This is a genomic window from Paraburkholderia sp. BL18I3N2 (genome assembly GCF_003001875.1).
In the GTDB taxonomy this organism is placed as follows: domain Bacteria; phylum Pseudomonadota; class Gammaproteobacteria; order Burkholderiales; family Burkholderiaceae; genus Paraburkholderia; species Paraburkholderia phytofirmans.
The window spans coordinates 265,806-286,297 of the sequence record NZ_PVNC01000002.1; the positions used below are offsets into that span (position 1 = coordinate 265,806).

Annotated in this window: 18 protein-coding genes and 1 tRNA gene; 5 read left to right on the plus strand and 14 right to left on the minus strand. The window is 57.3% G+C overall.

Annotated elements, in window-relative coordinates:
- Window positions 1-82 precede the first annotated feature (82 nt).
- From B0G75_RS07140 to B0G75_RS07160, 5 genes are all read right to left on the minus strand, one after another.
- Entirely contained in the window at window positions 83-997 is a 915-nt protein-coding gene (locus B0G75_RS07140) for a hypothetical protein (RefSeq protein ID WP_106302530.1), read from the minus strand.
- A 448-nt stretch (window positions 998-1,445) separates the two neighbouring features.
- On the minus strand, window positions 1,446-2,015 hold the full coding sequence (locus B0G75_RS07145) for a hypothetical protein (protein WP_106302533.1): 570 nt from the start codon (window positions 2,013-2,015) through the stop codon (window positions 1,446-1,448).
- Between the two features lie 649 nt (window positions 2,016-2,664).
- Window positions 2,665-4,683, minus strand: coding sequence for a S8 family serine peptidase (locus B0G75_RS07150; RefSeq protein ID WP_181309191.1), 2,019 nt, complete (start codon window positions 4,681-4,683; stop codon window positions 2,665-2,667).
- Between the two features lie 293 nt (window positions 4,684-4,976).
- Complete coding sequence (locus B0G75_RS07155; RefSeq protein WP_106302539.1) at window positions 4,977-6,002, minus strand: serine protease; 1,026 nt, start codon at window positions 6,000-6,002, stop codon at window positions 4,977-4,979.
- A 36-nt stretch (window positions 6,003-6,038) separates the two neighbouring features.
- Entirely contained in the window at window positions 6,039-7,208 is a 1,170-nt protein-coding gene (locus tag B0G75_RS07160) for a hypothetical protein (RefSeq protein ID WP_106302542.1), read from the minus strand.
- Window positions 7,209-7,749: 541 nt separating this feature from the next.
- On the opposite strand from B0G75_RS07160, the gene B0G75_RS40545 reads away from it, so the two are divergent.
- Window positions 7,750-7,899, plus strand: a complete 150-nt coding sequence (locus B0G75_RS40545; RefSeq protein WP_181309192.1) for a hypothetical protein — start codon at window positions 7,750-7,752, stop codon at window positions 7,897-7,899.
- Window positions 7,900-8,122: 223 nt separating this feature from the next.
- Here B0G75_RS40545 and B0G75_RS41975 read toward each other — a convergent pair whose 3' ends face one another.
- The 3 genes from B0G75_RS41975 to B0G75_RS07175 are packed head-to-tail and all read right to left on the minus strand — an operon-like array spanning window position 8,123 to window position 11,423.
- The gene (locus tag B0G75_RS41975) at window positions 8,123-8,566 is read right to left on the minus strand and encodes a dCMP deaminase family protein (RefSeq protein ID WP_106302545.1); all 444 of its coding nucleotides are present in this window, start codon (window positions 8,564-8,566) and stop codon (window positions 8,123-8,125) included.
- Window positions 8,563-10,557, minus strand: a complete 1,995-nt coding sequence (locus tag B0G75_RS07170; RefSeq protein WP_181309193.1) for a HEAT repeat domain-containing protein — start codon at window positions 10,555-10,557, stop codon at window positions 8,563-8,565. The genes B0G75_RS41975 and B0G75_RS07170 overlap by 4 nt, the downstream gene beginning before the upstream one ends.
- A gap of 2 nt (window positions 10,558-10,559) precedes the next feature.
- Complete coding sequence (locus B0G75_RS07175; RefSeq protein ID WP_181309194.1) at window positions 10,560-11,423, minus strand: hypothetical protein; 864 nt, start codon at window positions 11,421-11,423, stop codon at window positions 10,560-10,562.
- Between the two features lie 546 nt (window positions 11,424-11,969).
- Between B0G75_RS07175 and B0G75_RS07180 the strand changes: the two genes are divergently transcribed.
- From B0G75_RS07180 to B0G75_RS07195, 4 genes are all read left to right on the plus strand, one after another.
- Entirely contained in the window at window positions 11,970-12,911 is a 942-nt protein-coding gene (locus tag B0G75_RS07180; RefSeq protein WP_258194242.1) for a hypothetical protein, read from the plus strand.
- 210 nt (window positions 12,912-13,121) lie between these two features.
- The gene (locus B0G75_RS07185) at window positions 13,122-13,979 is read left to right on the plus strand and encodes a GTPase family protein (RefSeq protein ID WP_106302554.1); all 858 of its coding nucleotides are present in this window, start codon (window positions 13,122-13,124) and stop codon (window positions 13,977-13,979) included.
- A 351-nt stretch (window positions 13,980-14,330) separates the two neighbouring features.
- Window positions 14,331-14,783, plus strand: coding sequence for a hypothetical protein (locus B0G75_RS07190; protein ID WP_146142481.1), 453 nt, complete (start codon window positions 14,331-14,333; stop codon window positions 14,781-14,783).
- Window positions 14,714-15,295 carry a hypothetical protein gene (locus B0G75_RS07195; protein WP_146142482.1) on the plus strand — a complete coding sequence of 194 codons (582 nt, stop codon included), beginning with the start codon at window positions 14,714-14,716 and terminating at the stop codon, window positions 15,293-15,295. Before B0G75_RS07190 ends, B0G75_RS07195 begins: the two co-directional genes overlap by 70 nt.
- 201 nt (window positions 15,296-15,496) lie before the next feature.
- Here B0G75_RS07195 and B0G75_RS07200 read toward each other — a convergent pair whose 3' ends face one another.
- From B0G75_RS07200 to B0G75_RS07225, 6 genes are all read right to left on the minus strand, one after another.
- Window positions 15,497-15,838, minus strand: coding sequence for a hypothetical protein (locus B0G75_RS07200; protein WP_146142483.1), 342 nt, complete (start codon window positions 15,836-15,838; stop codon window positions 15,497-15,499).
- Between the two features lie 60 nt (window positions 15,839-15,898).
- Complete coding sequence (locus tag B0G75_RS07205) at window positions 15,899-17,233, minus strand: inovirus-type Gp2 protein (protein WP_181309195.1); 1,335 nt, start codon at window positions 17,231-17,233, stop codon at window positions 15,899-15,901.
- A 185-nt stretch (window positions 17,234-17,418) separates the two neighbouring features.
- Complete coding sequence (locus B0G75_RS07210; RefSeq protein WP_106302570.1) at window positions 17,419-18,840, minus strand: DUF3987 domain-containing protein; 1,422 nt, start codon at window positions 18,838-18,840, stop codon at window positions 17,419-17,421.
- A gap of 163 nt (window positions 18,841-19,003) precedes the next feature.
- Window positions 19,004-19,264: a hypothetical protein gene (locus tag B0G75_RS07215; protein WP_106302573.1), complete on the minus strand. Its 261-nt coding sequence runs from the start codon at window positions 19,262-19,264 to the stop codon at window positions 19,004-19,006.
- A 177-nt stretch (window positions 19,265-19,441) separates the two neighbouring features.
- Window positions 19,442-20,191, minus strand: coding sequence for a hypothetical protein (locus B0G75_RS07220; protein ID WP_106302576.1), 750 nt, complete (start codon window positions 20,189-20,191; stop codon window positions 19,442-19,444).
- A gap of 158 nt (window positions 20,192-20,349) precedes the next feature.
- Window positions 20,350-20,425, minus strand: a tRNA-Ala gene (locus B0G75_RS07225).
- Between the last annotated feature and the right edge of the window lie 67 nt (window positions 20,426-20,492).

Below are 20,492 nucleotides of genomic sequence, written 5' to 3' on the forward strand. Positions count from 1 at the left end.
AACGCCCGGGGGATCTCCGTAGCCGGCCACGGACGCCCGGGCAGCGCAAAACGCACAGACACGCTCGGAGCCTGGGTTCGTTTCAGGCGACGGGCAGGATGAGGAGCGAAGGGTCTAGGACCGCCTGCTCAAGAACGAGTGCGGCCAGCTCCCGCGCAGCACTTACGTCCGGTCGCACCGACTTGCCTGCGTGCGACAGGTCAGAGCGAACCCTGTACAGGTCCCCGGCTGACGCAACGCAATCCTTGACTGCCGACGGATCAAGACCCGCCGCATTCGCGGCGCGTTTCACCAGCGCGCGCACTGCCGACCCGTGCGAAACCTGCTTCAGGTTGGTCAGGGCGCTCGTCAATGCCTGATCATTGACAGCGACCGGCTCCTTCAGTTTTTCGTCGACCCAGGCGATTGCCGCCGCGTCACGGGGCCATTGCACCGCAAGTGAGTCGAGAATCGTGAGGTAGGTCAGGAACTGCGAACGCGGCAGCGATTCATCGCTTGCGCTGACATACAGACTGAGTGCGGCGATCAGGCGCTCATCCGTGACCGGCGGGCACTTGTCCAGCCAGTCCTGCCAGCCGGTCTGCTCGCTCGTCATAGATGACTCCATCCACACCGGGTTGGGTTCCCGATCCGCCGGGATCAGCGTCGGCATGGGCCCGTTATATACTTCTCCGTGCGACATTTGCAGCGTTGTCCATGGGCCGATGCGGAACGATGCCCGCATACGCAGGGACAACGCTGGTAGTCTTGCCTGCAATTCTTCGAACAGGCCTTCCGCCTCAGCCCTTTCCATCGGCTCGAATAGCAGCCACTGATGAACGGCTGCCGCACTCACCGCACCGTGCGACTGCGGGAACGGTTCACGCGTGTGCAACTCCGCTCGCTTGCCGAGAACGACGAGTTGGGTCCGCTCCTGGCCGAGCAGGTTTCCCCGGCTCGCAGTCAGGGGAACATGGAGCCAATAGAGATCACGGCATTCCGACATCGCTTCAGACATCTCACCTCCGGCTTGAATCTTAGAGTTTCGGGAGGGAAGGATATATATCTCAATCCCTCTTACATGGGCCTTAAATCCGAACGGTCAATTAAGGGGCAATGGGCAGCCGGCATCGGCAGCATTAACGACGCCGGCCACGGATCCCGGTAAGGCGCCCAGCAGTCAAGGCCAAGCCTGCCACGACGCGAAGCTGAAAGGCTCTCAGAGCGACGCAGGAGAAAGGGACCCGCTCAGCGACGATAAGATGAACGAATGGCGCAGCCAGTGTGGCCTTCCGGCCTTCCTTCCGTATTAGTCAATCCGGCCAAGCCGAAGCACAATGCCACGGCCATACGGCTGCGGCATTTTTTTTGCGGAACGGCTCGCATCTTCGGTCGGTAATCGCCTCGAGTACCGCACCGCCGTCCACCATCGAACCGGACTTTTTTCGCGGCGGCGGCTGTCTCATTTAACTGGAAAAGAACGGATCCTTTGCGGGTGGCGGAAATTTGAGTTCGGCTTGGGAGAACCTAGCAATCTCGCGTTGAACAATCGCTTCACCCGCTCTATCGTTAAAACACTGACTGAATGCATTCAAAACCTTGGCCGTATACGTCGCCTTCTCAGAAAATTGACGTAGATCGTCAATCGAAACCTCACTAAGTTTTTTGCCGCGTCCCACTACTGGATGAATCAACACTTCGCCTGTGTACCTAGGGGCCGCCCCTTCGGATACTGGATAGCCATGCCAATGTACGATCTTGTTTCGTTGTTTGGTAAGAGACTCGATCATTTTCACCACTGAATCCCAGAACATCTTGAACTGATCTGCGTATCCTGCTTCAACGATGGCGGTTACGATCTCCACTCGCGGCTGCATCGAAATATTTGCGTAGAAAATGATGGACCCAGTCTCATGGTCGATCTTTCCAGCTTCAACCATGACCCAGCATAGCGAGCCCTCCACCTTGGCGAAAGCATCAATCGCTCTGCCTCGTTCAAGGTCGAAAATGTCTTTCTGAGGTCGATCAATTTCCATTCTTTCAATGCTTCTAAAGTTCGTAGGCTCGAGTCGCATTTAGCGCAGATAGCACGCAATGCGATCGACGAGAAGTGTTAGTACTTGGAGAAAGACTGAGTCTATCTGAAATTCTGTCCGACCTCCGCGGCCATGCTCAACGACAGTTCGCCACCGCCGATCGTAGCTTTCTTTCAATCTGCAGTAGTAGCTCTTCACGGACACTCGGCCGTCAGAGGAATTCCGGGATCGCCGATCAAAGGCCAATGCACCCGATGCGGGCAGGCTCTCTTCAGGCACCAAGCTCAATGTCACGCCAAACTTCGCCAACCAGACCACCGCGGCGTCCTGGCCCAAACGCATGTCGGCAAAAGCGCGGTGGGCGACAGGGAGGTTCTGTCCACTTCAACGTCATAAGCTCGTACAGGTGATGGCGTCGATCGCGCCGCCAGCGGCAAGACGGGCGCTCTTACGCTCGATGAGCCAAAGTCGCGGCACCCGGTTATGGCCCGCGCAGTTGGCATGAATAGCATGCCCCCCACCGCCGGCCATTCTGGTAGATGGTGGGATGCTGCTGCTCAGGTACGGTGAAGGCTCTCTGCCGTCGAATCTATCCCCCAACCGCTTACCGCTGGTCACAGCCTATTCCTCATTCCAACAGCATACGTTTTCAAAGCGGTGCGCGATAAGCCTTCGATGCGGACACGTATTCGTCGAGATTCGCCATTGGCACAATCAACATCCGCGGCGCATTCACTGGGACGGGCACACCGTGATCATCGATGTCCGCACGCACTTTAATCCGCAGTTGCGCGTTGCCCGATGTCGTCGCAATACACGGTTCGCCGATGATCTGCTGTGGCGTCAGCTTGCCTTTGAAAACCAGCAATCCCGCGTCCGACTTCTTAAGCGACCAGACGTTGCGCGATTGGATCTGCTCCTGGCACGAGACGCCAATGAAACCCTGGATCACGCCGAGCGCTTCGCGCACTCGACCATTCACGTCGCGATAGCGAACATAGTCGTCGAACACATAGAGCGACGTGGCCACGTTCAGGGTCGAGCGCGAGAGAATTTCCTCGGGGGCGGGATCAGATGTCGTACCCCTCGCGGCCGACTGTGAAGATGCGTCCGTTGCGTGTCGCAGCGGATCGCCGCTGATCATCAGGCGGTTCTTGATCTCGATAGGATTGAGATCGCCCAACGATCTGACCAGCGTCGCAGCGAAGGTAACGACTGCGGCCGCCTGCGATGTGCCGCTAATGCGGGAAACCTGCCCGCTGTCATCAAGCCATGAAGGCAGTTCGCAACCGGGTGCCGCGAGGTCGACGTTACCACGCCCGCGGTTACTGAAGCGCGCGACTCGTCCGTCGGGCAGGCTCGCGGCCACTGAAATCACGTTCGCCTGCGCGCGCCCGCCTAGCACGGCAGGAAAGAACGGCACGCCACTGACGTCCGGACTGCCATCGTTGCCCGCCGACACGATGAAGAGATTGCGCTGCTGTGGGGAGTCGATGAAGCGCAGCAGGTATGACCCGTCGATCGAGCCAAGAGGCGGATATTCGATGCTCAGGTTCACGATGCTGTTGCTCAGCATGTTCATCTGATTGCTGAGTTCGCTCACCGAATTGGGAATCAGCATTTCGCCACCCATTCCGACGTTGATAATCCACAGCTTCATCCACGTGCCTTGTGCGTCCCTATCAAACACTGACAGATACGGCTGAAAATCGGGCCCGCCGATGATGAGTCCGGTGACATGCGTGCCATGCCCGCTGACGACGTCCACTTGGGTAAGGTGGTTTGTGTAGTTGATCGGATAGATCCGCTTGCCCGCGTCCCCTACTGTCACGGGTCCAATCCGGCCGTCGCTTCGCTGCGCTCCGACGTAGTCGGGCACCGAGGCCGCGAAGAGCCGCTCGGGAAATTGCGGGCCGAATTTCACGTTGTCCGTCGCATCGTCCATATGCGCGCCGAAAAAGCCGTTGTCAGCCACTGCAACGCGCGTCGTCGGACGGTCCAACGAGAGTTTGCTCACTGCGTCCATCGCGTCGCGGTAAGCAGCAGACACTCGTGCGGGATCGAAGATTGGTCCGGCAGAGGCGGCGCCCTTGCATTCGTCGGGTTCGTCGTAACCGTTTGTCGCAGCGGATTCGATATGGCCTGCTGCAATTTCGAATTTTGGGCCGTTCAGCGCCGAAGCAACCGCGTCGGATGCGCTTTTCATGGCGTCGGCCCACACTGGATCAGATGCTGGGGCCGTGTCGTCACTGCCGTTGACTGACGGACCGGGACTGGATAGCGGCGTGTTGCTTCCGTTCTGCGACACGACCTTTCGATACGTGTCTTTGGGATCAGTCACATAGGCGAGGTTCGTGAACGTCGAGCGGAACGCATCAACATTCATCGTCGCTTTCACAGGCGTCGGCGCCGTAATGTGCGCAGGCTTCAGTTGCTGCCCCGGCTTGAGCTGCGCGAGATCCGCGATGCCGGAAGTCTTGAAGTATTTGCGGATATCGAAAGACGTCCCCGCCGATCCTGTGAGCATCTTGTAAACGTCGAACGCGGTGTCTCCCGGCTTCACCACGTACCGGACGTTGGGATTCTCCTTCACATACGGACATCCGGGCCATCGAAGCACGTATGCCCGATCGCCAAGCGGCTGATCGGGTTCCGGTACCTTGGACATTGCCGCATTGACTAGTTTGAACTGCTTCCAGTATGCAGGTCGGAACGATCCACATAGCACAGACACGACCTGCCTCGCCGTGAGCAGCTTGAGATCAGGGTAATTTGCAGGCTCGAATTTCCTTGCTTCCACGAATGTCGCAAACTCGCGCAGGTCCTCATCTGAGAACGGCTTGTCCGCGCGCACAACCAAATTCGGTCCATCCGACGTGGCATCGCCCGCGAACGCGCTCGCGCAACCGAGGATCGCTAGCGATGTGACGATCGCTGTTAGTATCAAGTTAGTGAAGCGAGCTAGTCGTGACATGGCGAGAATCCGGACTGGGCGTTAACACCGCAGATTACGGACGTTTTGTGATCCGCGAGCCAGCTAGCGACGAAAGTACGAAAGCGCTGGGTCGCGAGCGGTGTGATTCGCGACACAGCGATCGAGACGGCCGTTGCACCGCGCGGCACGTCGACGCTGGAATTGACGCCGCGCACGACGCGAGTCCCGTTTTGCTGTGTCGTGGTGGCGCCGGTGTACAGCGGACCGCCTGAATCGCCGCGGCACAGCGCCGGTGCGCTTTCCAGTGAGGACGCGATCTTCACGAACTGCTCGGCGTCGCTGTCCGATAGTGCCGGCATCGACGTGATCGACGCGTCACCCAAACGCAGTAGACCATCGAGCTGTACGTTGCCCGCCTGCGGTGTCAGCAGGATAGCTCGGTCCGAGCAGCCGAAGCCTGTCATCAACACTGGGGAACCCTGCGTGAGTCCTTCCTTGACGTCGATATTGTCATACTGCGGATCCTGCATCGCGCTGGGTAGGTGCGCGGGCAGGTCGAATGCGCATAGCGCATAGTCCTCACTGACCCGCGGCTTGACGAAGTTCCAAACTCCATGCTCGACGGCATAAACGTATTCGGGAGAAAGAGTGCATTTCGCGAGAGGCGCCTGGTCGCCGATCGCGATCCAAGCAGAATCCAACAGCGGATATCCGGGACCGAGGTCAAAACAATGCGCAGCCGTCAGAAACACGCCTGGTCCAATCAGTACCGCTGTGCAAGTTGATCGCGCACCAGCGACTTTGGACGGTAAAGATGCATTGAGGATCGTCGGCCAGAATTGCTTGATCGCCTTGACGCCGTTGACTAACTGCACGGTAGCATCGAGACCGTGCTCGGCGTATGCACGGAAAACAATACTGTCGGAAGGCGACTGTGCTGGTGGCGTTTGTGCCGACGCCCATCCCACTTGTATTAGTGCTGAAATGAAAATAGCAGTGGCGATCGCGTATGACGCCTTCGTCCTAAGCCAGCCTGGAGATTTGTTGATCATGCGGGGTCCCCTCGCTGGCACCACTGCTGTTGCAGCTTATTTCTTCTTAGTCGCCGCGCTTCCGGACGCAGCCGCGGCGGGGGCAGCCTTGTCGCCCGACTTTGCATCTTTCACCGTCTTTATCGCTGCCTGGAGCGCCGCAAGATCATCGGAGGCCAACTGCAACGCGTCGCTATCCTGACTGCCCGTGACCGATGCGCCACAGACTGTGCCAAGTTCAACTTTTCCCGTAACCGGCAAAGGTTGCAGTCGCAAGACGTCCGGATCGGCGACCACCACATGAAACGCGGACTTTGTCTGATCCGAGTCGCGCCCGATTGTCAACGTCGCCGAGCGGCAAGCTGGCGTCGGCCAATAGGAAACCTTGTGGCCGACGGAGCGGGTCAGGAAATCGCGATACGTCACAGTGCCTTCAGGGGGCGTAGGTGAATCGTAGTTGAACGAATACGTCCAGTCCTCGTTGAGCACGCCAGAGGATTGCTGTTGCGACGGCACTTCCACGACGAAGGGCTGTAACGGCGTGACGATCACCGGTTGGTTATCGACGGCGAATATTGTGCCGATCTGCACGACCGACGAAAGCACCGACGCGACTTGGCCGAGTCGCTTCGGCACAAGATTTTCGGCTGTACTGCTCACTGAGGACACGACATCCGAATTCGCGTACTTCGTGACACCTAACGTCGTCGACATGAAGAAGCGTGAGATGCCCTTGACCGCGAACGCGCGATCGTCGGCGGGCATCAGCACGACTTTCGCCTCCCACATCCTCCCGTCGATAATCGCCGTAGTCACGCCAAGATTCGACGCCGTCTCGGACGATGCGCCACCGGGCGCCTTGCCGCTTCCACCTGCATTCTGCTGCGCCGCGCCCTTGGCCTGACTATCTGACGCCGCTCCCGCTGCGCCCGCCTTGGCTGGGTTTTTCGATGTCGATTTCCTTGCGTTGGTGCCCTGTTGCGCAGCGCCGGCCCCTTTCGAATTTAGCGCCCCTTTATCGGCATGAACATCGTCGCCCGACGTCGACTTCGCGATTGGCGTCACAAGTATATAAGCCCTCGGCAACACGAAATACTGGTAGTTCTCGTTGGCTTGCGCTTCGACAGCCGCGAAATCGCCCGCTGGCGCGGGTAACGCGTATTGGATCTCGACCGTTTCGCAAGCACTCAGTACGGTGGCCGACAGAAGGATAACGAACGCTCTCATGTTTGTTTTCCGTATCTGACAATACTTTAATTGCGAGGCGCACATGCGATCGAGAATGCGGCGCGCATGTGGCGGACTTAGTGCGAACCCTCGCCGTTCGGGAGAGCCCCTCGGATAAGTCTTTTTGAAGAGAACTGTCAGTAAAAATAGCCGAATGACATTAAAACGGCAAGGAAATATTTACAGCCATGTGCGGTTAGACACAGTTTTCTAGTCCACTCGTTCGAGAAGCGAAGCTGGCGCGTTGGCCTCAATTTTGATCAACAGAGGTGTATGGAAGCGCAACCTTCGAGCGGTATCTATCGGCGCCAATCCATCCAAATCAATGTTGCAGAGGGGCGGCCTTCATCCAATGAGACAGAACTGTGTCTCTATGGACATCCCCAGCCGTTGTCAACGACTGCGATCTAATCGTCCTCTGAGCGGAGATTATTACCGGGCTTGCGTCGTTCCGATTCAATCTGACAAGGCGGCCACGATGTAAGTCGCATTTGCTTTCCGACTGCTTTCAGTCCAGTCGTGACGTGCCAAACGTGCGTCCGTGCCAAGGCAGATCATCGATTTCCTGTCCCGGCTGCGCCAGATAGCGAATGATCGTGCGGATTGCTTCACGTCCTCTCATATCGTTATGGTCGATCCGACCTACGCCGACATCGATACCAAGTACGTGACGATCGGGCTGTCGCAGTAACCATTCGTAGCTTACGCCGCATACTCAGACGGGCGGCGGCGTCTTCTTTCGGCGCAGGGGCTGATCATTCCGACCTCCTGCGCCTTTCGACGTCCTGCAGTATGTGTAACCAGAGAAAGACGCGATCACGTTGTCAGCCCGAGACCTTCAGCTAGGACAAGCGCCAATCGAGCGTTTTTTGTTGGCTGTGGGCTCGCATTTAGATAGCCGCAGACGCAAAATTTCAACTCGCGCTGACGAATCGGACTAGAGTTCCAGCCTCCTGAAGAAGTGCTAAGGAGACGGAAAAACCTTCACCCCACTGGGCGTCCTCAAAGTCCGGACGGAAGGCGACAAGTTCGACGATGCCGCTTTGTACTATAGCCCGCGCGCAGTCAACGCACGGGAACCACGGTAGATACATGCGTGCTCCCACAAGGCTGACTCCAATGCGGCCAGCATTGTAGATTGCGTTACGCTCCGCGTGCTCCGTCCATAGATACTTGGCAGGCCTAGCATGGCGCTCGTCATTATCATCATCAAGGCCACGCGGAAATCCGTTAAAGCCCATTGCCAAGACGTCACCCGTGGGACCGAGGATTACGCAGCCTACCTTGCGACTCCTATCCTTGCTCCACCCGCCAACGTGTTTGGCAAGTTGCATGTACCTGCTGTCCCAATCCGTCATAGGCGACCCGACCTAACAACCTGTTCATTCGATGCGAGACACTCGGTTTCCACTGCTGCGAGAGTTGCCCTCCAACTGTCTCGCTCGTCGATCGCGTCTGTCTGGGCATAAAAGGCTCGGATTATTTCCGTAGCGAACTCCAACCACGCCGTTGGAACGACGCTTCTGTCCAGAACGATCGCGTTCTGCAACTCTTTCTTGATGCGCGGCTGCTCCGTAATTTTTTCCACGCGATCTATTAGGAGGCGGCTGACGTGGGTTTTGGTCGCCGAATCGGCGCGTGCAGCGAGTTCAACAAGTGACCTCACCGCACCATACCTGACGTTTCGGTCGCCGTCCTCGTCCAGCGCAGACCTAAGAATCGCTATATTTCTTTCGCACGGGTAGGCTCCGAGAACGTGGACGACTCGCCAACGCACGGTGGCATTGGGCGTGTCCAGCCATTCACCAAGGGAGTCAACGTCTTTTTGGTCGACTAAAGCGCGTTTTGCAACATTGGCCATGGTCCAGCCAATCACGGAGTCCGCGTCCTTAAGCATTTGCAACTGCTCTATGGCAATGCGTTCGGTCGAGCGGGTCAGAAAAAGTTGCTTCCAATCGCCAAACCAGCCACGAGTCCCTGTAAACGCAGAAAGTGCTTCCTGAGCATCTGCAAATGACGATGCCTTTTTAAATGGAGTCGCATCGTCGAATTTCATTAACATCAATGCGTCGCTAGCGCGTTGTCGTGTCGCGACGACTGGATCGAACCGCTTCTCGGCCAGCATTGCGTAAATCATTGCGCGCACTTCGATACTCGCAGATCCCTCATTGGCGCTGATTTGCCCTAACGCGTACCCTGCGGCATACAGATTCCAGTCGTAAAGCGCGCGCAAGAATGCGTCGGCACGATCGCCGTTCAATTGCTCGAAGGCCATGGCGATAGCATCGAACGAAGCCGAATCAAAGCTAATCGCGGAAAATACCTCGGGGGTCCACTCCCGAGTCTGAAGTGCTGCCAAATATCGCGAGCACAAATAGTCGTGAACGATGTGATGTGAAAAATAAGCCTCACCGCTGTCGGATACGACTAGATCGGATGAGTCGCGAAGTGCCTGCACCACATCATCCCCTACCGCTTCACTAAAGCTCTTCAGATCGAACACTCGCGATTTGCTCGTGAAATAAGCAGCGTATGCGGCTGCAGCGGCGACTGACTCTTGATCTGATGTAAGGGGCAACCTTTGAGAAAGGTAGGCGCTTCGAGACGTTTCATCGAATTTGCTAGCAGAATCCGCGTGCAAAGATGCATTGAGGAAGAACGGTGATTTCAACACCGCTGCCCCTTTTTCCTCGAAGTCCGCGCGATAGGTTAGTAATTCATCTCTTTCCATCGGCAGAATTGTGCCAATACTCCAACGGTCCGCCGATGGCAATTCGCGGCGTACGCTACGGTCTGCAACGAGAACGGATGTGCGCATTTGATTCCGAACCATCGTATCTACGATCTCCAGCACCTGTGAGCCAACCGCCGTCGTTATCTCGTTGAGACCATCAACGAGAATGAGCTTTTCGACCGTTGGTGGCAGGTGGTCTAACTCGAGAATTCCGAAGCCGGTGTCCGAGAACCTTGTGATCAGAAAGTCAGCGCCGTCCAGGACGCTTCTCGAAGTCCAGTCCGCCCAAGCACGATAGTCATCCGGGCTCCACCGCTTCAGATCGAGCAGAATAGGGGCAATACCTCGCTGCAGGGCATTTATGAAAACCCGGCGCAACATGCAAGTTTTCCCTTCTCCCGCACGGCTAGAAAGAATCGCTCGGCCTTTTTCGATGGTGAGGTCAACGATCGCTCGTTCATCGTCGACAATATGTCCCTCTTCGGCAAACAGCCTGTCGTAATCTGATGACCACCTTGTACGCAACTTGAACACTGGCTCCGGCATAACCCAAGTGCTCGCGAGTTCCGAGGAGCGTGCAAAAAAATCTTTAAGTCGATCTTCGCGAGAGGACATATTTAGCTCGACAATGACAGAAATTTGGTGATGAGGCCCTTCGCAACCAACGCCGCCGTATGTGCTGCAAAGGCTTTCCATTTGGTGCGCACGGCATTGTTCTCTTCCGCGCTTACCAGATCTGAAATTCCGCGCACGATCACATAGCGAGGGTGATACCAAGATGATGTCCGCCCGCTACATACTGCCTTGGCGACGCCGATCGATTCCATGTCGATAGCGAGCGCCTTGTCGAATGGCTGGAGCAGGTCTTTCTGTACGGGACTATCGACATCACCCAATACTTTTTCAGCGGAAACGATGTTGCCAATATGAATTTTAAGTGGCGCGTTCGGCGGGTCCGCGGGAGGTTGGACAACCAGATGGTCTTTGATTTTGAAGGTCTTTGAAAGCGGAAACGCCAGACTTTCTCGAATCGGAACCGATGGATGATCAATCGCGAAATTGCGCATGCGCAAGTGACCGCCGTCGAGCTTCAGGAATTCCACGTAACTAACGAAATCTGCAATAAGGACATCACCGACGTGAATCCCGTCGCGACCTTTGTTTTTATCGTCACACAGACCACCGGCGACCCCTACGAGAACAATCAACTGTGGACGGAAGTCTTCCATCACATCCTGCACGGCTTTAGCCGCAGGTATATTGGTTCTGTCGCCTGAACGAAGGAGAACGACGTCAAATTCGTCGGTCGGTGACGGGTTAGCGACGAAGTAGGCTGTGCCCGGTCCAGAAACGTAGTGTTGCAAGTCGAAGAGAGTCTGAACCGCCTCGAATTCCTCATCGATAATCGTAAGAATTGCGACTTTGGTTCTGCCCACGCGACCGCGCGGTCCTTCGTAGCTGCCGTTGGACGTATTGTTCATAACAGGTGGCCGTTCCGAAGAACTTTTAGCGATGTCCATAGTTGGTCGTCAATTTTTTTCAAAATTCGAAGCCCGAGCGTAGGAGGTCCAGCGGCTCCTGCCTGCTAGGGAAGAACGATGGCCATTATAGAAGCTGGTACCAAGCGATTCCTGCTTTCACACGCCCTCGTCGTCACGAGTCTCATCCCGGTTATCCACAATACTGTATATATGTACAGCCTTGACTGTCAACATTTTCTGATCCGCTATCGAAGTACTTCACCGCGAAGGTGTGGTTCGCTAAGCTTTTTCTTTCGAGAAACCGCTGGTGGCTGCGCCCGAGAGCGGCCTCGGTGACAGGGTAACAGGCGGCAGGTGGAGACTGGGTTTCCGACATCAGCGTGTCCACCGGGCCCATTTTGATCGATCGTCCACGGCGGTTCGAGAGACGCTTGGGTCCTAGCTGAACAGTGACACCTTCACGCCTCCGGACGGTCAAGCAATCGTCGTGCGGTCCCCGTACAATCGATCACTTGCGCATCCACCGTCCGCTGAAGGATCAGTCGAATGAGCACCACCCCGCTTTCCGTCATGCGCCTGTCCGATCTCTTTACCTCCGAAGAGATCACCACCCTAAGTAACGCGCAGCTGCGCGCCAACGGCTACCGCCACCCAACCTGGTTCGCCCTGCGCAACTCACGAGCGGTCGACGCCCTCGTGCATCTGGCCGTCCCTACGATCGCGCGAGAAGCCGGCGGCGAAGCCTGGCTGCGTGACCTTGCGCCGCGCCTGAACGACTTCGAGGACGACCGCAACGCGTCGTCGTCTCTGGCGGAAATCCGCGCGTACGGCGGATTGCTGGAAGCGGGGTTTCAGGTCAAACCCGTCCCGCGGAAAAACACGGCCACGCCCGATTTCACGGTCGACGCCGGCGATGGCCCTGTGACGGTCGAGGTGTTCTCGAAGCATCAGGACGAGGACCAGGACGACTTAATGGCCGCAGCCAACACGCCGGATGGTGAGCACCCGCACGGAATCGAACGCTCAACCAGGACGGAGGGTGACCGGGCGGTACGCACGGCGATGACCGAACTGACACCCGCCGGCCGCCCGGACACGACCAAGCCGGGCGATAGCGTGCAGGCCAACGTCATCAGCCGGGTCTGCTCCGTGAAGTCCGACGAGACGCAGGTGAATGCGGAGCGCCCGTGCGTGCTCGTCGCCGACTTCACCCACTTCGGCGCACCGCCCGTCGCGCAGTTCCTAAGCGCCCATCAGACGTCCCCGCTCATCCGCGGTCACCAGGGTCTGTGCAGCGGTGGGATGTGGTACGGGGTCTACGGTTGGAAGGGTGCGCCGGTCTTCGAGGAGCTGCTGGTCACCCCGAAGCGCATGGGCCACGACGGTCGATTCCGCCTCGCCGGCAAAAAGAAGAGCCGCCTGTCCGCCGTCCTGTTCGTGTTCGTGTTCCACGAGGATGTCGTGCTGCTCGAAAACCCGTGGGCGTAGCAGCCGCTGCCGGCGCGTGCGCGATTCGCGTTCAGCCACTACCCTTGGTTCAACTTGCCGTACTCGATCGCCGACTGGCACACGGGCAACACGCTGGCGATCGTCGACGCCCAGCGCCGCATGATCGAAGCTTTCGACGCTTGACGCTGTAGAAGCCGCCGAGCCACTGGTGCTCCATAAGAACAACCACCCGCAGGAGACCGCAAGACCATGAGCATCGATCCCAACGTTGTGAAGATATTCAGCGACGTGCTGCGCAAGCAAGGCGTCGAGGTCACCAGGGACACCATCGAGAAGATCAAGGAAACCTTGAGCTACGTGCCGCGGATTGGCGTGCTGGGCAAGACGGGCGTGGGCAAGTCCGCCCTGTTTAACGCGCTGTTCGGCCACGACGTCGCCGAGGTCAGCGACGTATCGGCGTGCACCCGCAAACCGGAACAGGTGCTGCTGGAAATGCAGGGCGACTTCTCCGGGGTCTTCCTCGTCGATCTGCCCGGCTTGGGTGAAAGCGCCGAGCGCGACGAGGAGTACAGCAAGCTCTATAAGAGCGTGTTGCCGGAACTGGACCTCGTGCTGTGGGTGGTTAAGGCCGACGACCGCGCCCTGGCCGCCGACAAGGCGTATTACGAGACAATCGTCGAGCCGGAGATCGGGCGCAACGCCACGCCCTTCCTAGTGCTGGTCAACCAGTGCGACAAGATCGAACCGCTCGACGACTGGATCCGCGACGAGCATCGTCCGGGACCCGAGCAGTTCGAGAATATCGAGCAGAAACGGTCGGACGTCGGCGCCCTGTTCAACATGCCTATCGCCGAGGTGTGCGCGGTGTCGGCTACCCGCCGCTGGCAGCTCACTGAACTGATCGACCACATGGTCGAGGTGCTACCGGACCGCGCCAAGTTTGGGTTCGTCCGTGGGATCGAGAAGCCACACGTGTCGAACAATGCCAGGCAACAGGGAAACGAAGGGGCGATGAAGGCAATATTAAAGGCGATCGGGAAGGCGGCCTGGGTGGCGGTCCCGGCCATCTTGGGCGCTATCGCGCTCGCCCTCGCCTCTCGTGAGTGATTACAAAGCGGCGCCGCGCGGTCCGAGGGCCTGCGCGTGCGTTAAGTACGGAAGGTATCCTCGCTGGGCTAGCAAACGGCTGAAATAGGCCGCGATAATCAGGCGGCGTCATCGCTCGCATTTCGGTGGTTTGATTCCAGCCAGCTATCAAGCCGCTGCAACTTCATTGCAGAAGGTGTTGGCGTTGTCACGATAATCAAAGTCGTAACCGTTTTATGACTACGCGCGGCTGACGCCGACGACCTTTTTGACGACGTAAAGGCGTTTCGCTTGGCCTCACGGCTAGTCGGGCGGGTATCCGCTGGGGTGTTTGGATAAGGCGGGGCTGCGGCGACACTCAAAGAGGATGTGTTGAACAAGAACTACGAAATCGACGGTACGTGGTACCACGGCGGGGCGTTGACATCGATCGAACAGATAGCGGCGAGCAAGATCGATACGAAACTCGGCGGCGGGGAATTAGGGCAAGGGTTCTACGTAGGCAATTACGGACATGAAGCCAGTGCCTGGGCGCGGCACGTCGCAGAAGGCAAGAAGCCGACCGTGGTCGAATTGAAAATGAACAACTTCCGGGCAGCAAGCCTAAAAAAGCACGAATTGAGCTGGCTGCGCGCGAAAGAACATGCGATCACGATTGCGAAGGCCGATACGCGGCGCACACATGTCTTCAACGTTGACGTCGTAGCCGCGCCAATCGTCGGCAAAAACTTCAAGGACACACCGACCCAGTTGAAATGGGAAGGCACGAAATCGGCCGCGTTTCTGAATTCGTCCGATGTCAACAAGAAGATTACCAAACTGTGATGAACGACTTGGACCGCGTTTTCTATCTGATACCAAGGCGCCGCGGCGACAGCGAGATCATTGATCTGTTCCTGCCTGCCGATCTGAATACGCAAGACGGAGAGGTCGCCTCGTCGCTCGGCTTGGGCGTCTTCACGTTTCTCCGCACTCCGCGCAATCGAGGCAAGCCGCGCTACCTATCGTTTCCAGCAGTTATAGGGTTTGGCGAAGATTCACGGGTAGTCGATTTGACGCTGCAGTCGGACTACATCAAGACGATGGGGAGCGCCAACCGGTTCTCGTTCGCCGAAGACGCGACGACGCGGCAACTCGGTATCGAAGCGTCGTTTGCCGCCCGCAAGTATCCGCCACCGTTCCAACTCGCCGGCGCTGCCGCGAAGCTCTCTGACTACAGCCTTTGGGCGTTGATCCCGGAAGACCGGGAGCACCTCGAGAAGCTTTGGCTAGAGCGCAAGTTTTATCTGATTGGGCATGGCGCGCTGGGCGAAAGCCGCGACGCCTCGAACGGCTAGCCAGCCGTGCCCACTAGGACCGGCACACGGCGGCCTCTCCGCGCCTATGCGCCGCCGCGAAAGCAGGAGAGTCTCCAAGTGCCCAAACCGCCGGTTTCCTCGCTCGGGCTGACATGACCAGACACGAGCTTGGATCGATGCCTGATGTCGCCCAGCGAACCTCGTAGCCGCCCGACTGCATGCCACTGCGCACGACATGACCTAGAACTGACGCCCTGCACCTGTACGTTGCATAGCATCGCGAACGGCTGATGGCTCCTTGACACTTGCCGCCCCCTTTGCCTGCATTTCCGCCATCCACTTGACGTACGTGTTGCGTGATCGCAGGACGCCCTGCTCTGACAGTGTCTTGATGATGTCGCTTTCTTTGATGCCCTCCGTCAGCTTACTCAGGATACGAGGATAAGCCTTCTTGAAGGCGCGCTTTCGTGCCTCTTGCCGGCTGGGCTGCAACGCATCAAGGGCGTTGAACAGCGCCAGTTCATCAATGACACACTTGATTTCTGCGTTGGCTTCCATCAACGTTTTTCCAATTTTTTGCATAAAAACACATATCCAAAATGGTTCCCGGGCTAGCGAACCATTTTGGATGCGGCACACCCCCTACGCAGCCTCGACCTTAACGTCGTCATCGTCGCTAGGAAAAACGTCATCCGGCAGCTCGGGCAATCCCTTTGTACGTGGCCGACCTGTTCGCCCCACGGGCGGTTCTGGCAAATGACCCGTCATGAAAGTCTTGCTTTTCGGAGAAGCCTTCACACGCACGAACTGATCTTTTTTTGCCAAATACATCAGTGTGCGCATGAGGTTCTCGCGCTTCTCAGCATCGTGATGGTCGATCAGACCTGTGCCAGGGTACTTGTAGGTGCCTCGATTGCAGTTGTGGTGGTAACCGCGCCCGCCCGTCACCTCTACCCAATATTGCCCGATCAGGTCGCCCAGCCACTCGTGCTGCTTGACATGTGAGCCGTCGAAGATCAGCGCCACGTGAAGGTGATGGCCGCCCGTGCTGGAGAACTCGATCGAACACACATAACCCACCATGTGCCGGAACAGTGATGGCTTGCCGCGCATGTTGTCCTTGAAGTGCCGCCAATCCTCCGTCACGGTGAAGATGTCAACACGCGGCAGATCGTCGCCGTCATCATCAATGGGCTCTCCTAGGGACATCGCTGCACGCTCGCGGAAATTGCGACCTTGAAGCAGTTCATCCCATTGCATCGCCTGTGCAAGGTCGTGGCACGCAGCCTTGCGATACATCAGGTCAAGGCGGATCACCATCAGGCGCGCATAGCGATCATGCAAGGCATTGATATAGACCGTCAGCCGTTTGGCGTTCTCGTCGGCATTACGCTGCCAGTTCTGCATCAGACGCTTGATGCCGATGCGCTTGCCTTCTGCTCTCAACTCCATCACAAAGTCGTTGAATACATCTGCGACATATCCGGCAGCCAACTTCCCGAACACAGCACGGCACTGGCTGATGACATGCATGGGGTAGATGCGATGAAATAAGGCCAGGTCAGGAGACAAAGCCAAGCCATCGAAGACCAAGCGCTCGAATGCCGACAGAAAGTCCCAGTACTTTGCCATCTTGCCTGCCACGACATCTTCAGTGCCGTTGGCATTTCGTTTGATCTCGTAAGGCAGTTCATCCGTCTCGATGACGCATTGCATGAACTCGATCTGAAGACTGAGCAACTTGACGCTGATGCCTATCCGGTAGGCCTTGCCGTCAAGGCCATAGGCCATGCCCATGTTGCGTTCAAGATTCTCGATTATCCCCTGCACGTCGAACCGTCCATCACGGATGACGTCAGCTTGGGTATCGATACCGTCACTGCTTTGCATCGTTGGATCATCAAGTGACCGATCTTCGTCAGGAGCATCGTGCATGCTCCATTCGTTAGCGTCATCTGCGTCAATGAAGTCTTTCATTTCTAATTTTCCTGTTGATACGTTATATTTGTTAATAATCCTAATAAAAACCAGAAGTCCATCCCTGCCGCTCTCACGGCAAGGACCGGAAGGTTTTCGATGGAATGAATGGAAGGGATGAGGATTGACGCGCTGCGCCGGTATGCGCAAACGTCCACACATCCAGGGCATAACGCTTCAGGGCACTACACGCCGCCGTAGCCCAGGACGTTATCCAGCCTATCGGCTGGTGGCAGTACCTCGATGTAGTGCTTCCCTTTCAGCGTCACGATGCGTGCACGTCCCTGGTTAAATAGCTCCCCAACCGCGTTACGCAAGCGAGTAGTCGTCATGCCGATGACCATGGCGACCTTGTTAGCGTGGTGGTACGCAAACTGACGCACTCCCTGGTCATTCAACCACTGCGCCAGTGTTACCGCGTCACGCACCCGTTGCGGCTCGTGCTCCAGCGGGTCGTGCATCCACTGGTAGGCTTCGAAGTGGTACCAGCAGACCTGCTCCGCCATCTCGACCAGATCCACCGAGACGTCCCCTTCTCGCCCGAGGAACACGTGGTTCTTGGCGGCCATGCGGGCAATGTGGCCGGCCAGCTTGGCCAGAAAGTCGCGACAATGCGCAAAGCCAGGCCGCGCCATCAGGTCAAGGTTCCGCTCCTGCAATTCACGCAGTATTGCCTTCGCCGCCCTGCCAAAGGCCACGGATGACAGGTCCTTCCTGCCGGAACGGATGCGAGCATGAAGTTCGTCCAGCATCACGGTCACTCGCTCGCCATGCTGCTCGTGGGCGCGGCCAATAATGGCATGGCCGGCATCTTCCGACCCGATCCATTCATCCAGCACGGCGTGATACAGAAAGCGTGCAGCAAGGCCGCTCGCCTTCAACTCCTCGCCGCGCTTCTTGCAAAACGCCTTGAAGAGCCCGGGCTGGACCATGAATAGCGTTGTCAGGAAACCCTTGATTTCCTTTCGCGGCTCACCCACGCGGCTGTGCTGGATCACCTTGCCGCCGGAGAGATTGGCGAGGGTAGGAAAGTCCTTGGCTCGTAGCATATTGAGCGCCACCGCGCCCTCGTCGACGATCCAGCCTGAAACGAACCAATGCTCCAGGGAACGCAGCACCGCCTGCATGGATGCATCGTCTTGCAGCAGCGTCTGGTTGACGACGGGAAGTGGCTCTTGCGACAGAACCTTTGCCAGCAACGCCTCAATGGCTTCGATGTCCTCGCCGCTAGCCAAGCATTCCTGGATGACCTTTTCGATACGTGATACCTGCTTTTTCCACACGCGATGCGCGGCCTGTTGCTGGTATTGGTTCATCGGGGTCTGCGCAGCATGCCTGGCGCACCATCGCGTGATAGCCTCGGTAAGCGGCGCATAGTGGAAGCTCTTGCCGGCGCCCGAAGACGCCAGCAAGACTCCAAACGACGAAAGTGGCGCGGTTCCGCCCTCGGGCTTTTCATACACCGCCAGCCCCGATGCAACGAGAGAACTGACGGCTTCCAGCACCGAAGCACCGATGGCATCGTCCTTGGGAGTTTTTGAGCGCTCTTGCAACACATCACCCAACAGGCTGGGCAATGCGTCGTAGGGATAGTGTGGAACCTTCATTACACGCCCCCTCTCTTAACTGCAGGACGCAGACGCGGGCGGGACTCCATCCGATCAAGCACACCGCCCGGAATCGCCGCATCTTTAGGGGTATTGCCACAGCAGCGACATGTCTGGCCGAGCACCTCTGGTATCACGCCATTCGGATCTATTGACACGCCGTTCATGCGACACCACCCCTGCCAACGGCAGCGTGGTCATTCGCTGCCATCACACCATGCTTTGTAACGATCACTGCGGGCCACAAGAGACGACCATTCGCGTGCTTCCGGGGTACGACGCCGAAGTAGCTGCCAGTTTGGCAGTAGCGCTTGCGTGCGGTTTGTTCTTCGATATGGTTGTGCGCGGCAAACGTCTTGGTTTGCCAAGGGTACGCGGTGTGGTTTTCGAGAAACGACGTGTTGCCGTCAAGCTCAGTTGCCATTAGGGCCTCCGATCAGTGCAAGAAGGTGGAAATGCACTTCGTGGGGCCGCTCTGGAACATGGCTTCAGCAGCGTCTATCCATGCGGCTCAACAAAGTGTGAGTGCAAGGTAAAGACTGTCGGTCTGCTGGTCGATCTAGCGGGGAGTATCGGGAAATATCGGAGGGTAACGGGTCAATTACTTACGGCTTAGATACTTCTTCAGTGCTTTGTATGTATAGGTCTTTGGCCCCTCGGCGGAGACGTATTTGATCCCGTCTCGATCGCTGCCCCGCAACCGGGGGCTCTTTGAGCCGGGGTCATTGCTCATCCTATCCAAGATGCCCCAGATAACATCAGGGTCGCTTTGATCGAGCCCCTTCTGCCGGGCTTCGTCTTGAGCGAGGAGGATCTCCGTGTAGAGTCCTGGGCGTTTGCCGGGCCCACTCGTTTTATATATCCGGCTGGCAGCGTCCTCTTTGACTGCGAGTTTCAAAGACGCCAGTTCGTCCGCAACCGATGGCGCGAATGGATGCTCCTTCGAGCCTGGAAAATATAGGTGTCGCAGGAACTCCGGTAGCTTAGGCACGTGCCAAGGCGCTTGATCGCTGTCGTAACACCATTTCAGGAAATCATCAGACAGCACCTCATCACTGGACGGCAGATCGCCATCCCTGACATGGTCCAAGTAATCCTCAAGTACGCGCTTCGCACCTCGTAGCTGCTGATGGGTAGCAGGAAGATTGGGATCGTCAAGCTGACGCGCTTCGCCTTCAGACTCTGGAATGTCCCTGCTGCCTTGGGGGGAGGGAATAAGGCCGTTAACCAGCAGTGCCCCGTCAGCGGGGGTCCACCTCGGACTCTGATTGACGTAGTACTCGACCAGCTCAAGAAACGCGATTCGCTTTTGTGGCGACTGGCTGTATTTTTTGAAAGCGTCGGCGCTCATGCTGTGGATGATCTACAGTTGCCGCGAAGCCGGTAGCCTACAGCATCACGCAGATCTGGATGGATTTACGCTGACCAAATCCGGTTACACAGCGGTTACAGGGACTACAGAAACACAAAAGGGTTACAGGAAAATCACCTGCAACCCTTTGATTTTATTGGTGGAGAGGAGGAGGATCGAACTCCCGACCTTCGCATTGCGAACGCGACGCTCTCCCAGCTGAGCTACCCCCCCAACGTGCAAATAATTCTAGCACAAGCATTTTCCGTTTTGCCAAGCCCGCCAGAGCCGGCAAAACGCC